The sequence below is a fragment of the Shewanella sp. 0m-6 genome, from assembly GCF_052977325.1.
In genome coordinates this window covers 1-15,258 of the sequence record NZ_JBRIMD010000046.1, presented here as the reverse complement: position 1 = coordinate 15,258, position 15,258 = coordinate 1, and the positions used below count along the sequence as shown (strand labels likewise).

Below are 15,258 nucleotides of genomic sequence, written 5' to 3'. Positions count from 1 at the left end.
CCCAGAACAGTAAAACCAAGGCCTCAACGGTATGCCAAAAATAAAAATGCCGTTCACCTTAAGTGAACGGCATTACACCTCTCGGTACCTTTTTCTACGACGTTCAATTATCGATACTGACTAGTCGGCAGCGTAGCCGTTGATAGCTAATGTTTGACCATCAAGTTGCGCTGAGCCATCGACCATTGCGAGTCGGTTTTGACTGAACCATTTAACCACTAACGGGTAAATGGCATGCTCTTGTTCATGAACACGTTCAGCTAAAGTATCTGCTGTGTCGTCTTCGTAAACAGGCACTTTAGCTTGTAAGATCACAGGGCCAGCATCAAGCTCTGGCGTCACAAAGTGTACGCTAGCGCCGTGCTCTGAATCTTTAGCATCAATCGCACGTTGATGAGTGTGTAAACCTGTATATTTAGGCAGGAGAGAAGGGTGGATGTTAACCATCTTGCCTTCAAAACGCTGAACGAATTCATCACTTAAAATACGCATAAAGCCAGCCAACACGATGAGGTCGGGTTGGTACTTTTCAATCGCATTTAGTAGCCTTGCGTCATACTCTTGTCTTGTTTCGCCTGTGTGAGCTATCACGCAGCTGGTATCAATCTCATTTTGATGGGCGCGAACCAATCCATAGGCGTCGGGCTTATTACTGATCACACCAATCACGTCGGCTTGCAGATTATCATCACAGCCATCAATAATAGCTTGTAAATTACTGCCATTACCTGAAACTAATACTAAAACGCGACAACTCTGGGGCATTACAGGATCTCCACTTGCTCTTCTTCGCCGTTACGCTTGGCAATGTTTCCGATTAACCATGCGTTCTCGCCTTCTGCTTTTAGCAAATCTAAGGCTGAATCGACTTTATCTGCTGGTAGGGCGATAACCATACCAACGCCGCAGTTGAAGGTGCGGTACATTTCAAATTCAGAAATGTTGCCGTTTTCCATCAACCAGTTAAATACAACAGGCCACTGCCAAGAGTCGCTGTTAACCACTGCTTTACAGTCATCAGGCAATACGCGTGGGATATTTTCCCAGAATCCACCACCTGTAATGTGCGACATTGCATGAACATCATGTTGTTCAAGCAATTTAAGCAGTGATTTTACATAAATTTTAGTCGGCTCTAATAAATGGTCTATTAGTGGCTTACCAGCAAGTTCAAGTTCTGGATCAGCCTTGCTCACTTCTAATACCTTACGGATTAGTGAGAAACCATTTGAATGAGGACCGCTTGAAGCTAGCGCGATAAGAGCGTCACCGTCTTGCACCTTAGTGCCATCGATGATCTCTTCTTTCTCTACAACGCCAACGCAGAATCCTGCTAGGTCGTAGTCATCGCCTTCATACATGCCTGGCATTTCAGCAGTTTCACCGCCGATAAGTGCACAGCCTGATTGGACACAGCCTTCTGCAATACCTTTAACTACTGCTGTAGCAACTTCAACATCAAGTTTGCCCGTTGCATAGTAGTCAAGGAAAAACAGTGGCTCTGCACCTGAAACGATAAGATCGTTTGAACACATGGCGACTAAGTCGATACCGACGTTATCGTGCTTTTTAAAGTCGATAGCAAGACGTAACTTAGTGCCAACACCATCAGTACCAGAAACCAGTACTGGATGCTTATACTTAGTTGGTAGCTCACAAAGTGCACCAAAACCACCTAGATTGCCCATAACTTCTGGACGGCGGGTACGTTTTACTGCTGACTTGATGTTGTTAACTAGTGCATTTCCGGCATCAATATCAACGCCTGCATCTTTATAGCTTAGTGGGGTAGTAGGAGTGCTCACGGAGATCCTCTCGGGTACGGGTATCGATTATTATTGGATTTTACGCGGCGCTATTCTATCAGCTTGTGAGTAGCGTCGAAAGGTAAGTTTTTCAATTAACTTAGCGACAGAGGTCACGATTTACCGCCTTTTTGAAACTTTAAGTTTTCCTATATGAACAAATCTACTAGAATCGATAAAATTTACCGTGAAAAATACGTTAGAAAATCAGGAGAACAAGATGAAAGTCGTTGAAGTTAAGCACCCTTTAGTCCGTCATAAAATTGGATTAATGCGCGAAGGTGATATTAGCACTAAGCGTTTTCGCGAATTAGCGGCAGAAGTAGGCAGTCTACTAACATATGAAGCAACGGCTGATTTTGAAACTGAAAAAGTAACGATTGATGGTTGGAATGGTCCTGTTGAAATTGATCAGATTAAAGGTAAGAAGGTTACTGTAGTACCTATTTTACGTGCTGGTCTTGGTATGATGGATGGCGTTCTTGAGCACGTACCAAGTGCACGTATTTCTGTTGTGGGTATTTACCGTGACGAAGAGACACTAGAACCTGTGCCGTACTTTGAAAAGCTAGCTAGCGACATGCCTTCACGTATTGCGCTTGTTGTTGATCCAATGCTTGCAACTGGTGGCTCGATGATTTCAACAATCGACCTACTAAAAGAGCGCGGCTGTACAGCGATTAAAGCATTAGTTCTTGTTGCTGCGCCTGAAGGTATTGCAGCGCTTGAGAAAGCACATCCAGATATTGAGCTTTATACTGCCTCTATCGATGATTGCCTAAACGAGCAAGGTTATATCTTGCCAGGTCTTGGTGATGCGGGTGATAAGATTTTTGGTACTAAATAAGTATTAATGTCGTCACCAGTTAAGATGGTCTGAGTATCACCTAACTAAATCAGCAAACAATAAAAAGGAGCCGAATGGCTCCTTTTTTGTTTTTATCTTTTACTGAGTGCTAAAGTTTTCGTTGAAATTACAGCACCATTGCCGCTACCCAGCCAAACACTAACAATGGAATGTTGTAATGAATAAAGGTTGGAATAACGCTGTCTTTCATATGGTCATGCTGACCATCGGCATTAAGACCTGCTGTTGGGCCTAAGGTTGACTCCGATGCTGGTGAGCCTGCATCACCAAGAGCAGCCGCTGTACCCACAAGGGCAATCGTTGCTTCAACAGAGAAACCAAAACTCATCGCTAAAGGCACATAGATAGCGGCAATAATAGGAATGGTTGAAAACGATGAACCAATTCCCATTGTAATAAGCAAACCAACCAGTAGCATTAGGAATGCAGCTAAGGCTTTATTATCACCAATCGCCGTATTCATAATCTCAACTAAACTAGCAACATCACCAGTCCCCTTAATCACAGCGGCAAAACCAGCAGCAGATATCATGATAAAGCCAATGTTGGCCATCATGCGTACGCCTTGATTGAAGATATCTTGATCTGCGACATGCTTAAGTGCACCAGAAAAACTAAACACGATAAAGCCGACCAAGGCACCAAAAATCATCGAACCTGTATATAGCTGCACAACTAAGGTTGATACAACAGCAATAACAGCAATCACTATATTGCGTTTATTTAGACCCTCTTCTGGTTCAGCAGCTAGAATTTGCTCTTCTTGATATTCGCGAGGCTTACGGTAGCTTATAAAGACGGCTACCAATAAACCAAACACCATTCCGAGTGCAGGAATAATCATGGCAGGAGCCACTTGCTCTCTCACCGCCAGCAGGTTATTGCTATTTAAGTTTGTGAGCAAAATATCGTAGAGAAAGATGCCGCCAAAGCCAACAGGTAATACCATGTAGGTTGTCACTAAACCGAAGGTGAGCACACAGGCTACTAAACGACGGTCCATTTTTAACTTAGACATTACATGCAGTAACGGCGGGATTAAAATAGGAATAAACGCGATGTGGATCGGCAAAATGTTCTGCGAGGCGATAGCCATCGATAGAATCGTTAATAGTAACACCCAACGAACTCGGTTGTTGTTGGTACTATTTTGCTCTTTGCCTAATAAACTAATGACCTTATTTGAAATTAACGTTGTAAGACCTGAATGCGACAAGGCAACGGCAAAAGCACCGAGCAGAGCATAGCTTAAGGCTATTTGTGCGCCTCCACCAAGACCAGTATTAAAAGCTGCGACCGTTTGATGAAGATCCATGCCCCCAACAAGTCCTGCAACGAGTGCTGAGATTGTGAGTGCAATGACGATATTAACTCTAGCTAAGCTGAGGCCTAACATTAGGCATACAGCGATGACAACAGCATTCATAATATGATTAATCTATTTCTTATATTTGAAGTTGCGTCCATTTTTGCCTGTTAACACGCATTATGTCCAGTATCTATGCCGGATATCTTGAATTCAAACGTAGTTGTGAATTAGCTGTAGCTTAATATGCAAACAAAGTGTGAATATCAGCGTTAAATATAAGGTTAAGATGACCGGATAGTACCGAGTTAACGGAATAATCATTTAAAAAAGTGATATTGCTCTCAAATAGCTTGTCTGCAGCAAAACACTGCCTATAATGCCTTTAGATTTAAAACGAAAAGCGTTTTTAGCAATCCATAGATGGAGAAATAAAATGAGCGTATTAGTCGGCCGTCCGGCCCCTGATTTTACTGCTGCTGCAGTACTAGGTAATGGTGAAATTGTTGATACCTTTAACCTATCTGAAGCAATTAAAGGAAAGACTGCCGTAGTATTCTTCTACCCACTAGATTTCACTTTCGTGTGCCCATCAGAGCTAATTGCTTTTGATCACCGCATGGATGAATTCAAGAAGCGTGGCGTTGAAGTAATCGGTGTTTCAATCGATTCTCAGTTCACTCACAACGCATGGCGTAACACGCCAGTAGACAAGGGTGGTATTGGCCAAGTTCAATACACGCTAGTTGCTGACGTTAAGCATGAGATCTGTAAAGCATACGATGTTGAGCATCCAGAAGCGGGTGTTGCATTCCGTGGTTCTTTCCTTATCGACAAAGAAGGTCAAGTTCGCCACCAAGTGGTTAACGATCTACCACTAGGTCGTAACGTTGATGAAATGATCCGTATGGTTGATGCACTTCACTTCCACGAAGAGCACGGTGACGTGTGTCCAGCGGGTTGGGAAAAGGGTGACAAAGGTATGGACGCAAGCCCTGCGGGCGTAGCTTCTTACCTAACAGACAATGCTGATTCACTATAACTTATAACGTTAATTTATAACGAAATTGTAAGTTGTTAAAGCATAAAAAAAGCTGCGATTATCGCAGCTTTTTTTATTTTATCAGAACCATGTTGAGTGGTACTCAGCGCTTCGTATAATGAAACCTTAAGGCTCAACTGTTTCCTGAGGTTCGGTTTCTACTTCTGTTTCATCAGCTATAAAAGGCCAACCACCCAAAGATTTCCAGCGGTTTACGATTAAGCAAAATAGTTCTGCAGTGCGCTCTGTATCATATAAAGCCGAGTGAGCTTCACGATTATCGAAAGCTATCCCTGCCATAGTGCAGGCTTTTGCTAGTACAGTGTGACCAATCGCTAACCCCGCAAGAGCTGCTGTATCAAACGTGGCAAATGGATGAAACGGAGTGCGTTTAAGCGCATTTCGCTCAATTGCTTGGGTTACAAACCCATGGTCGAAGGCTGCATTGTGAGCAACAATAATACTGCGATGGCAACCCGCAGCTTTTTGTGCTTTTTTAACTTCTTTAAAGATCTCTAAGAATGCTTCTTTTTCACTGACCGCACCACGAAGTGGGTTAGTTGGATCAATACCGGTAAATGCTAATGCCTCAGGCTCAAGGTTTGACCCTTCGAATGGCTCAATATTAAAATGTAATGTCTTATCAAGACTGAGAACACCTTCATCGTCCATCTTTAGCATACTGACTGCGATTTCTAATAGCGCATCAGTGTTTGCGTTAAAACCTGCGGTTTCAACATCAATGACCACTGGGAAATACCCTCGAAAGCGGTTTTTCAATAAATTAGGGTCGAAAGCGTCTGTCATTAAAATTTCCCAAAAATGTGCAAGTGGCTATTATGCTGCAAGTGAGGATCACTGTCATGTTCGTTTGCTTGTTTTATAGGCTAAAGAAAGATAAATCTTTGCCGATAGAGAATAGTGATACGAATTTAGAGAGTTAATTTATGCGGCTTTGGGTAATTTTGACATCATTATTGTTACTCCCTTTTTCTGCCAATGCAGATTTAAGGCAATATGTGGCTTCTTTAGAAGAGTCGCAGTGGCGTCTGAGCGGCAATAATCCGGTGATGTGTCGTCTTGAACACGATATCCCCTCTTATGGCAAAGCAGTATTTACCAGTTACGCTGGCAAAGATCATAACTTAAATTTCAGCCTCGATATGTGGGTTAAACCAGATCAAGTGACTCAGGCTAAATTAGTGAGTATGGCGCCAGCTTGGCGTCCTGGCGTATTGTCGAAAGAGATCACTGAGCTAACCTATCAAAAATACTTCAGTGGTGAAGTACCGCGCAATGCTGCTTGGTCAATGCTGGCCGAACTTGAAAGTGGCATGCAGCCGACATTTTACTATGCCGATTGGTATAACGAGTCAAACAAAATAGCGGTAGGACTATCAGCGGTGAATTTTAGACGTCAGTACTCAGAGTTTAAGTCGTGCTTATCTTCTTTATTACCTTATTCATTTGAAGATATTGCATTTACGGTATTAACCTATGAGTCAGGTGGCACCGAACTCACTCGTTATGCCAAGTCACAGATAGCTAGAGTGCAAGAGTATTTAGCTTATGATAAGAATGTAGACTTAGTACTGATTGATGCTTATACCGATAGTTATGGCGGACGCAGTGCTAACCAAAACGTGTCTGAGCAGCGTGCCGATTCTGTGAAAGAGTTGTTTGTCGCTAGCGGCATTCGACAAAGCCGGATCCATACAATGGGGCATGGTGAAAGAAGACATGTAGCGTCGAATCAAACGATAGATGAACGTTCTCGCAATCGCCGGGTTGTGATTAGAATAAGTAAACCGCTATAACGTCATTGACGTTGGGCAATAGCCTAGCTTAATTGCTGGGCTTTTTTATGGACAATATTTGAGGAACAAGGTTGTTTGCGCCAAATTTTGCATAAAAAAAAGCCCGCTTACATGTAAGCGGGCCGCAAAAATAAATCATTGCAATCAACAAATTGAAGGAAGGAAGTCAAGCATAAGAACCAGGGATATAACTTCCGTGGATAACCACCAAAGTTTAAGAGTTCTTTGTTTCCGAATCTGCTAGGCAGACACTTCCTGGAAACGAGACGAATTATAGAGCCAGACATGTAGAGTGACAAACTAGAATAATTAGAGTTACTCATTAGTTTTAGTAATGCTGGTGGTGTGTGCGATTGCTGCTAAAAGGTACGTATAGCAGCAATACTGAGTGATTGGTCACAATTTCCTGTCAGTTTCGCATGATATTTAATTCATCAATGTTGCTAAATTATTAACAATGGAATTGTTCGTGAGCGGTCAATAATGGTTAAACAAACTTTGCGATGTATTTTTTTAGTTTGTATAGTGCGCAGAGAAAAGGGCGTTAAGTAAAAAGATAAAGTCAGACTTTTTAATTAATCAGTCTATTAAAAATAGGCTAATTAAAAGCGAAGTAAAGAAAGCATAACGACAACAACAAAGTCTCATTTTAAAAGAGTCAGTTAATCAGGGATACAAAATGCGAATTCATTCAATTTTAACTAAAAAGCATTTGTTGGCTATAGGTTTAGGGATAGCCATCGTCGGTTGCCAGTCACAACCTACACCAGACAATACAGCTAGTGCCAATACTGCAAACCAAGACAGTGTTGTAGAAACGATCCATGGCGTTCAAGTTGCCGATCCTTATCGGTACTTAGAGGTTGAGTCTGAGAAAACCACAAAGTGGGTGAGCGAGCAGCAACAAGCAGGTAAAGAATACCTAGCAAATATTGAAAATAAGCAAGCGATTGTAGATCGTATCACTGAGCTTTGGAATTATGAGAAAATTTCAGCGCCATTCGAAAAAGGCAGTAATACTTTTTATTACCGCAATGATGGATTACAGGCGCAGTCAGTGCTGTATGTCACTGATGCGAATGGTAAGTCTAAGGTTGCGCTCGATCCTAACGCTTTTTCTGACGACGGTACTATTGCATTGTCAGGCGTATCGGTAAGCGATGACGGTAAAACATTAGCCTACGGTGTATCTAAGTCAGGTTCTGATTGGCAGGCATGGCACTTTGTTGATGTTGCCACTGGAAAGAAGCTTACAGATGAGCTTGATTGGATAAAGTTCTCTAGTGCGGTGTGGGATCACGATAACACTGGAGTTTATTATGCACGCTATGATGCGCCTGCGGGTGGTAATGCACTGGCTGATGTGAATTTTAATCAGAAAGTGTACTTTCATAAAATTGGTACGCCGCAAAGTGAAGATACGCTAGTTTACGAAAGACCGCAGAATAAAGATTGGGGTTTTGGTATCGAAGTCTCTGAAAACGGCGATTACCTACTACTGTATATCTCACAAGGTACAGATAGCCGAAATCGCTTTTTCTATAAGTCACTGAAAGAACCTCAAGCGGAAGTTATTGAGCTTATTCCTGACTTAGAGGCTGAATATAGCTTTATCGGTAACGATAAGTCAGTGTTCTATTTCAAAACTGATTACAACGCTCCGAACGGTAAAGTGATTGCCATTGATGTGAATAATAGCGCTAAAGATAATTGGAAGACGATTATTCCTGAACTTAGCGACCCGATTAGCAACATCGCGATTATTAATGACCATATGGTGGTGAGTTACCTGCACGACGTGTTGGGCAAACTGACTATTTACAGCATGAATGGTGATAAGCGCCAAGATGTTATGCTACCGGGTAAAGGTAAAATCGCAGGCCCTTACGGCAAGCGTAGTAAAGATTACTTCTACTATGTTTTCAACAGTTACACCCAGCCTCAAACAACCTACAAGTTTGATTTTAACACTGGGGAGTCAACTGTTTACTCTAAGCCTCAAGTTTCTTTTAACCCGAGTGACTATACCTCTGAGCAGGTTTTTTACACCAGCAAAGACGGTACTAAAGTGCCGATGATGATCTCTTATAAGAACGGGTTGAAAAAAGATGGCCAAAACCCAACTCTGCTGTATGCCTATGGTGGGTTTGCTATCTCGTTGACGCCGCGCTTTAGTCCGGCCAATATTGCATGGATGGATATGGGCGGGGTTTATGCTGTGCCAAACTTGCGAGGTGGGGCAGAATACGGCGAAAGTTGGCACCAGGCGGGTATGTTCGATAAAAAGCAAAACGTATTTGATGACTACTACGCCGCTGCTGAGTACTTGATTGATCAAGATTATACTAATTCTTCTAAGCTAGGCGCTTATGGTCGCAGTAATGGAGGCTTATTGATGGGCGCAACCCTAACGCAGCGCCCAGAGCTATTTGCTGCTGTACTGCCAGCTGTCGGCGTTCTCGATATGCTGCGTTTCCAAAAATTCACCATTGGGTGGGCGTGGACCAGTGAATACGGAAGTGCTGATAATGCTGATCAGTTCCCGGCACTTTATGCTTATTCTCCATATCACAATCTTAAAGAGCAAGCTTATCCAGCCACTATGGTAATGACCGCCGATCATGACGATCGCGTAGTGCCACTTCATAGCTTTAAGTTTGGTGCCTTAATGCAGGACAAGCAGCAAGGCGATGCGCCAGTGATTATGCGCATTGAATCAAAGGCGGGTCATGGCGCAGGTAAACCGACCTCGATGAAGATTGATGAGTTCGCCGATATCTATAGTTTCCTTTGGCATAACTTTGGCCTTCAGGTTCCGGCGCAGATAGGCAAATAAGTCTTTTTATTGTCATTAAAAAGGAAGCTTTGGCTTCCTTTTTTTATTGGGTCACGCTTTGCTGCCTGTTCCGTGTACAGCCGGCTTGGGCGCTTATGCAACAATCGTTTAAGATGATTAACAAAATTTTATGAAGAAGCGCATCGCATATCACATATGGCGATTCACAATTGCATACTGGCTAGGTATAGTAGGCCTCTATTTTATCTCATTGATTGGCGATTATCGTTTATGTTTCGTTGGCCTATTTCGGTTTACTATGAAGATACTGACGCTGGTGGTGTTGTTTACCATTCAAATTACCTAAAGTTTTTTGAACGCGCCCGCACCGAATGGTTACGTGCGATGGGAGTGAAACAAACCGCTTTATTAGAAGATGACATTGCGTTTATCGTTAAACGTGCAGCATTAGATTTTTGTAAAGCCGCGCGTTTTGAACAGAACCTTATTGTAGAAACTAAGGTCATACAACTTAAGAAAGTCTCAATGGTATTTGAGCAACGCTTAATAGACGAGCAAGGTGAAGTATACTGCGAAGCAGAAATCTTAGTCGCTTGTATCGCGCTATCACGAATGAGACCTCGAGCTATTCCCCAAAATATTGCGCAGGAGTTTAAAGTTGGAAGCTGATATTTCTTTTATTGGATTATTTTTACAAGCAAGTCTACTGGTTAAATTTGTTATGTTGACTTTGCTTAGTCTCTCTATCGCCTCGTGGGCGGTCATTATTCAGCGCCGTAAATTACTTACCGCTGCCAAAAACAATGCGCTGAAGTTTGAAGATAAATTTTGGTCAGGTGTCGATCTCAACAAGCTTTATCAAGAGTTATCAGCAAGGCAAGACAGCAATACCGGTCTTGAAACATTGTTTGTTACCGGCTTTAAAGAATATGCTCGTTTAAATAAATTAAATGGTCGAGTGCCCGAAGCTGTGATGGATGGTAGCTACCGTGCGATGCGCGTGTCATTGTCACGAGAATTGGAAAAGCTTGAAACTCACTTACCTTTACTTGCAACCATAGGTTCAACGAGTCCTTATATCGGTCTGTTTGGTACCGTTTGGGGGATCATGAACTCCTTTATCGCACTGGGCGCAGTAGAAAATGCGACGCTTGCTATGGTGGCCCCAGGTATTGCAGAGGCCTTGATTGCTACTGCAATGGGTCTTTTTGCTGCGATTCCAGCCGTTATCGCTTATAACCGCTTCTCGACACAAGTTGAAAAGATTGAAATGTCTTATGCCAACTTTATGGAAGAATTCTCAAGTATTTTGCATCGCCAAGCATACAGTGAGAAGGAACAGGCATAATGCATCAAGGCTACCAAAGGAAGCGCCGTCGCCCTGTTGCTGAAATTAACGTGGTGCCTTATATCGATGTGATGTTGGTACTGTTGATCATCTTTATGGTTACCGCGCCAATTGTTACCCAGGGGGTGAAAGTTGATTTACCTCAAGGGCAAGCCGAGTCTCTACCTGCAGACAGTAAACCGCCTGTGGTCGCATCCATTGATGCGATGGGCGAGTATTATTTAGATGTGGGCAGTTCTAGTACTAAAGAGGCGCTAGATTTGGATGAAGTCGCAGTGCGTGTTGGTGCGATTATTCAGCTAGAACCTGAGCGCCCCGTTGTTGTGAAAGCTGATCGTTCAATTCCTTATGAGAAAGTCATTCAATTAATGGTGACGCTACAAGGCGCAGGTGTGCCGTCAGTGGGTTTAATGACAGATTCGCCGGAGGATAAATAAGTGGCGGCAAAATCAGATTTAACCCTTCCAGTTGCTATTTCAGCTGGAATTCATATTGGCGTGATAATTATTCTCATTTTAGGCGTGGATTTTTCAGAAAAGCCTAAAGTGCAGCCTCAAGCGAGTGCGCCGGCGGTTCAGGCTGTGGTTATCGACCAGAAAAGGGTCGCTGAGCATGTTGAGAAGCTAAAAGCTGAAAAGCGTGAGGCCGAGCGTAAAGAAAAGGCGCGCCAAGATGAAGCCGATAGACGTGTGCGTGAAGCACGCAAAGAGCGTGAACGCGAGCAGGCACAAATTAAGCGACTTGAGCAAGAACGTAAGCAAAAAGAGATTGAAACTAAAAATGCAGCTGATGCGGCAAAAGCGGCACAGTTAAAGCAAAAGCAAGAGAATGAACGCGCAGCTAAAGCTGAAGCTGATCGCAAGCAAAAAGAAGCTGAGCGTAAAGCCTCTGAGGAAGCCGCAAAAAAAGCAGCGGATAAACGCAAAACTGAAGAGGCCGCGGCTAAAAAAGCTGAGGATGAGCGCAAACGTAAAGCTGAAGCCGAGCGTAAGCGCAAAGCGGAAGAACAAGCTAGGCGCGAGCAAGAGCAAATGATGCAAGAAGCATTGGCTGCCGAGCAAGCGGCACTTTCTCAGACTCGTAATAAGCAAGTCATGACTGAGGTGCAGCGTTATACCTCGATGATTAAAGCAACTATTCAGCGCAATTTAGTGGTTGATGAGTCGATGCGAGGAAAGAGTTGCCGAGTCTTCATTCGCTTAGCAAATGATGGTTTTGTTACTGCAAGCCAAACACTCGATGGCGATAGCGTTGTTTGCCGCGCTGCAAAAGCCGCGATTAATAAAGCAGGCAGGTTGCCAGTATCGAATGAGCCTGACGTGTATAACAAGCTAAAAGAAATTAATTTAACAGTTCAACCTGAGTTCAATTAAAGGATCCATATGAAAAATTTGGGAAAATGGTTGCTGACAAGCTTGCTGATCTGCAGCATGCCTGTAAAGGCTGCATTAGATATTGTCATCACCGAAGGCGTTGATGTTGCGAGACCTATCGCTGTCATACCCTTTGTATGGCAGGGCACAGGTCCTATGCCATCACAGATCTCTGATGTTGTGATGTCTGACTTAGCTCGAAGTGGTACTTTCAGCCCAGCCGATGAGCTGAGCTTGCCGCAGCGTGGCATTAGTACTTTGGCTCAATTTAATGTGTCAGCCTGGATGGCTCAACCTGCTGAAGCGGTTGTTATGGGGTCGATAAAGCCTTATGGCGCTGATAAGTACTTAGTGAGCTTTGAGTTAATTGACTTAGTAAAAGCGCAGCTTCAGTCAGATTCTATCTCTAAGCAGGATTTAGTGATTGATAGTCGTGAAACCATTATTACAGCGGCGCAGTTCCGTCAATATGGCCACCGAATTAGTGATGTTGTTTATGAAAAACTTACCGGTATTCGTGGTGCATTCTTAACTCGTATCGCCTATGTCGTTGTTAATCACGGAGAGAAGTCACCCTATAAGTTGATGATTAGTGACTATGACGGGTATAACGAACAGATGCTACTGCGCTCTCCAGAACCATTAATGTCACCTTCTTGGTCTCCAGATGGTCAACGTCTTGCGTATGTTAGCTTTGAAAACCGTAAAGCAGAGATCTATGTACAAAACATTTATACTCAGCAGCGGACTAAGGTGACCAGCTTTGATGGTATTAATGGCGCGCCCGTTTTTTCACCTGATGGTAAAAAATTAGCGGTTACGCTTTCAAAAGATGGTCAACCTGAAGTCTATGTGGTAGATATCGCCACTAAAGCCATTAAGCGTATTACTAACCATTATGCGATTGACACTGAGCCATCTTGGTTCCCTGATGGTAAGTCATTACTTATCACCTCTGAGCGAGGCGGTCGTCCTCAGCTATATCGTGTATTCTTAGACTCAGGTAAGATTTCCCGTTTGACCTTCGAAGGCGAGTGGAATCTTGGTGGTTCAATTTCACCTGATGGACGTAGCATTATTTTTGTTAATCGCACCAATGGTAAGTTCAATATTGCCCGTATGGATCTAGAAACTCGCTTTATGCAAGTGTTAACCAGCACGCGATTAGATGAATCACCAAGCGTGGCGCCAAATGGCACCATGGTTATTTACGGAACAACCTACCAAGGTAAGCAGGTATTAGCTGCGGTTTCTATGGACGGACGTTTTAAAGCAAGATTGCCAGTTGGGCAGGGTGAAGTTAAATCACCATCTTGGTCACCATTTCTCTAACTAAAAAGATTAAGGATTTAAAAAATGGATCTGAATAAGCTATTTAAAGCCATGTTAGTCGTACTTCCTATTATGGCTATCAGCGCGTGTAGCTCGACTTCTGAGTCTGAAACAGATGCAACGAGTTCAACAGAGTCATCTTCATCGAGTGAATATGCAAACAATGGTGTAGAAACTGGTGGTGTAGCGCCAGTATTGACTCCTGCAGAGCAGCAACGCCTTAAGTATCAAGAGTTGAGAAAAGAACACATTATCTATTTTGATTTTGACCGTAGTTCAGTTTCTCAGCAGTTTGCGGAAGTGTTAGAGGCTCACGGTGACTACTTGGTTGAACACCCAAATGTTCGAGTGATGATTGAAGGTCATGCAGATGAGCGCGGAACACCAGAATATAACATCGCACTTGGTGAGCGCCGAGCGAAAGCCGTTGCTAAGTACTTACAAGGCATGGGTGTACAACCTAGCCAAATGAGTATTGTAAGTTATGGTGAAGAGAAGCCAATGGATTTCACTCGTAGCGATGAAGGTTTTGCTAAAAACCGTCGCGCTGTGCTTGTTTATTAATATTACAGGCAAAAGGCTTACCCTATGAAACACGCCGTTTTATCAGCGGCAATATTCCTTGTAGTAGGTTCTGCATATGCAGCGCCTGCTCCTGTTGAGGATATTGCTGGTGGCTCTACAGATGATAGAGTAGCTCGTTTAGAACGAGTCATCAAAGCTAAGCAACAAAGCGAATTTCAAATGCAGCAGCGTTTAGAAACTTTGCAGCAGGAAGTATTGGATCTACGAGGTTTGAGTGAACAGCAGTCTTATCAAATAGAACAGATGCTACAAAGGCAGCGTCAGTTATATGAAGATATTGCTAATCTTTCTTCAAAACCCGCCGTGCCAGTTGCCGTTAATACTCCCAACTCTGCATCAACCGTTTCTTCAAGCCTTGGTGAAACAGCGAGCTATGAGCAAGCTGTAAACTTGGTATTGAAAGATAAAAAGTATGAGGCCGCTATTCCGGCTTTCGCTCAATTTATTGAAAGTTACCCAAATTCGAGCTATGCGCCTAATGCAAATTACTGGTTAGGGCAGCTTCTCTATAATAAGAGTGAGTTTGCTGGCGCTGCTAAAGCATTTACGACGGTTGTTGAAAAATACAAAGATTCGGGTAAGCGTGGCGAAAGTTTAGTCAAGCTTGGCATGATTGCAGAGAAAACTGGCGATAAGGCTAAAGCAAAGGCTTACTATCAAAAAGTTACTCAGGAATATGCTAATAGCGCAGCTGCAAGAATTGCTGTGCAGCAACTTTCATCACTTTGATGCTGATTTATTCAGAAAACAATCTCTTAGATTGTTTTTCATGCAAACAGGGTGAAATGGTAAAATTGCACTTGCATGCGAAGATGAAAAAGGTATTATAGGCGCCCTCAGAGCGACACAGTCGTTTGAGGGCATCTTTACCGAGTAAGTAAGTTATTCAAGCTAAGATGTTAGTTATACCAAGGGGGCTGTTAGCTCAGTCGGTAGAGCAGTTGGCTTTTAACCAATTGGTCGAAGGTTCGAATCCTTCACAGCC

General features: G+C 43.1%; 15 protein-coding genes. 11 read left to right on the top strand and 4 right to left on the bottom strand.

The genetic code is table 11. The features are described from left to right. Positions 1 to 120 precede the first annotated feature (120 nt). Positions 121 to 765, bottom strand: a complete 645-nt coding sequence (gene purN, locus ACVBJC_RS19755; protein WP_447162618.1) for a phosphoribosylglycinamide formyltransferase — start codon at positions 763 to 765, stop codon at positions 121 to 123. Continuing rightward, the gene (gene purM, locus ACVBJC_RS19750; protein ID WP_447162617.1) at positions 765 to 1,805 is read right to left on the bottom strand and encodes a phosphoribosylformylglycinamidine cyclo-ligase; all 1,041 of its coding nucleotides are present in this window, start codon (positions 1,803 to 1,805) and stop codon (positions 765 to 767) included. Before purM ends, purN begins: the two co-directional genes overlap by 1 nt. A 220-nt stretch (positions 1,806 to 2,025) precedes the next feature. Between purM and upp the strand changes: the two genes are divergently transcribed. After that, the gene (gene upp, locus ACVBJC_RS19745; protein WP_447162616.1) at positions 2,026 to 2,652 is read left to right on the top strand and encodes a uracil phosphoribosyltransferase; all 627 of its coding nucleotides are present in this window, start codon (positions 2,026 to 2,028) and stop codon (positions 2,650 to 2,652) included. A gap of 127 nt (positions 2,653 to 2,779) precedes the next feature. Here upp and ACVBJC_RS19740 read toward each other — a convergent pair whose 3' ends face one another. Continuing rightward, positions 2,780 to 4,099 (bottom strand): Na+/H+ antiporter family protein, encoded by a 1,320-nt coding sequence (locus ACVBJC_RS19740; protein ID WP_447162615.1) that lies wholly within the window; start codon positions 4,097 to 4,099, stop codon positions 2,780 to 2,782. 316 nt (positions 4,100 to 4,415) lie between these two features. On the opposite strand from ACVBJC_RS19740, the gene ACVBJC_RS19735 reads away from it, so the two are divergent. Then, a complete protein-coding gene (locus tag ACVBJC_RS19735) occupies positions 4,416 to 5,021 on the top strand; it encodes a peroxiredoxin (protein WP_012155800.1) in 606 nt (201 codons plus the stop codon). 126 nt (positions 5,022 to 5,147) lie between these two features. On the opposite strand, the gene rnt is transcribed toward ACVBJC_RS19735, so the two are convergent. After that, a complete protein-coding gene (gene rnt / locus ACVBJC_RS19730) occupies positions 5,148 to 5,828 on the bottom strand; it encodes a ribonuclease T (RefSeq protein WP_447162614.1) in 681 nt (226 codons plus the stop codon). A gap of 140 nt (positions 5,829 to 5,968) precedes the next feature. On the opposite strand from rnt, the gene ACVBJC_RS19725 reads away from it, so the two are divergent. The 9 genes from ACVBJC_RS19725 to ybgF all read left to right on the top strand — a co-directional run bounded on the left by ACVBJC_RS19725 (position 5,969) and on the right by ybgF (position 15,002). Continuing rightward, a complete protein-coding gene (locus tag ACVBJC_RS19725) occupies positions 5,969 to 6,838 on the top strand; it encodes a flagellar protein MotY (protein ID WP_447162613.1) in 870 nt (289 codons plus the stop codon). Positions 6,839 to 7,517: 679 nt separating this feature from the next. Then, entirely contained in the window at positions 7,518 to 9,674 is a 2,157-nt protein-coding gene (locus tag ACVBJC_RS19720) for a prolyl oligopeptidase family serine peptidase (RefSeq protein WP_447162612.1), read from the top strand. A 231-nt stretch (positions 9,675 to 9,905) separates the two neighbouring features. Beyond that, on the top strand, positions 9,906 to 10,304 hold the full coding sequence (gene ybgC / locus ACVBJC_RS19715; RefSeq protein ID WP_447162611.1) for a tol-pal system-associated acyl-CoA thioesterase: 399 nt from the start codon (positions 9,906 to 9,908) through the stop codon (positions 10,302 to 10,304). Continuing rightward, entirely contained in the window at positions 10,294 to 10,983 is a 690-nt protein-coding gene (tolQ, locus tag ACVBJC_RS19710) for a protein TolQ (RefSeq protein WP_447162610.1), read from the top strand. Before ybgC ends, tolQ begins: the two co-directional genes overlap by 11 nt. Beyond that, positions 10,983 to 11,420: a protein TolR gene (tolR, locus tag ACVBJC_RS19705; RefSeq protein ID WP_447162609.1), complete on the top strand. Its 438-nt coding sequence runs from the start codon at positions 10,983 to 10,985 to the stop codon at positions 11,418 to 11,420. The genes tolQ and tolR overlap by 1 nt, the downstream gene beginning before the upstream one ends. Then, on the top strand, positions 11,421 to 12,356 hold the full coding sequence (gene tolA / locus ACVBJC_RS19700) for a cell envelope integrity protein TolA (RefSeq protein ID WP_447162608.1): 936 nt from the start codon (positions 11,421 to 11,423) through the stop codon (positions 12,354 to 12,356). A gap of 9 nt (positions 12,357 to 12,365) precedes the next feature. Next, positions 12,366 to 13,688, top strand: a complete 1,323-nt coding sequence (gene tolB, locus ACVBJC_RS19695) for a Tol-Pal system beta propeller repeat protein TolB (protein WP_447162607.1) — start codon at positions 12,366 to 12,368, stop codon at positions 13,686 to 13,688. A 24-nt stretch (positions 13,689 to 13,712) separates the two neighbouring features. Continuing rightward, complete coding sequence (gene pal / locus ACVBJC_RS19690; protein WP_447162606.1) at positions 13,713 to 14,252, top strand: peptidoglycan-associated lipoprotein Pal; 540 nt, start codon at positions 13,713 to 13,715, stop codon at positions 14,250 to 14,252. A gap of 24 nt (positions 14,253 to 14,276) precedes the next feature. Next, positions 14,277 to 15,002 carry a tol-pal system protein YbgF gene (ybgF, locus tag ACVBJC_RS19685; RefSeq protein ID WP_447162605.1) on the top strand — a complete coding sequence of 242 codons (726 nt, stop codon included), beginning with the start codon at positions 14,277 to 14,279 and terminating at the stop codon, positions 15,000 to 15,002. Positions 15,003 to 15,258: the final 256 nt, after the last annotated feature.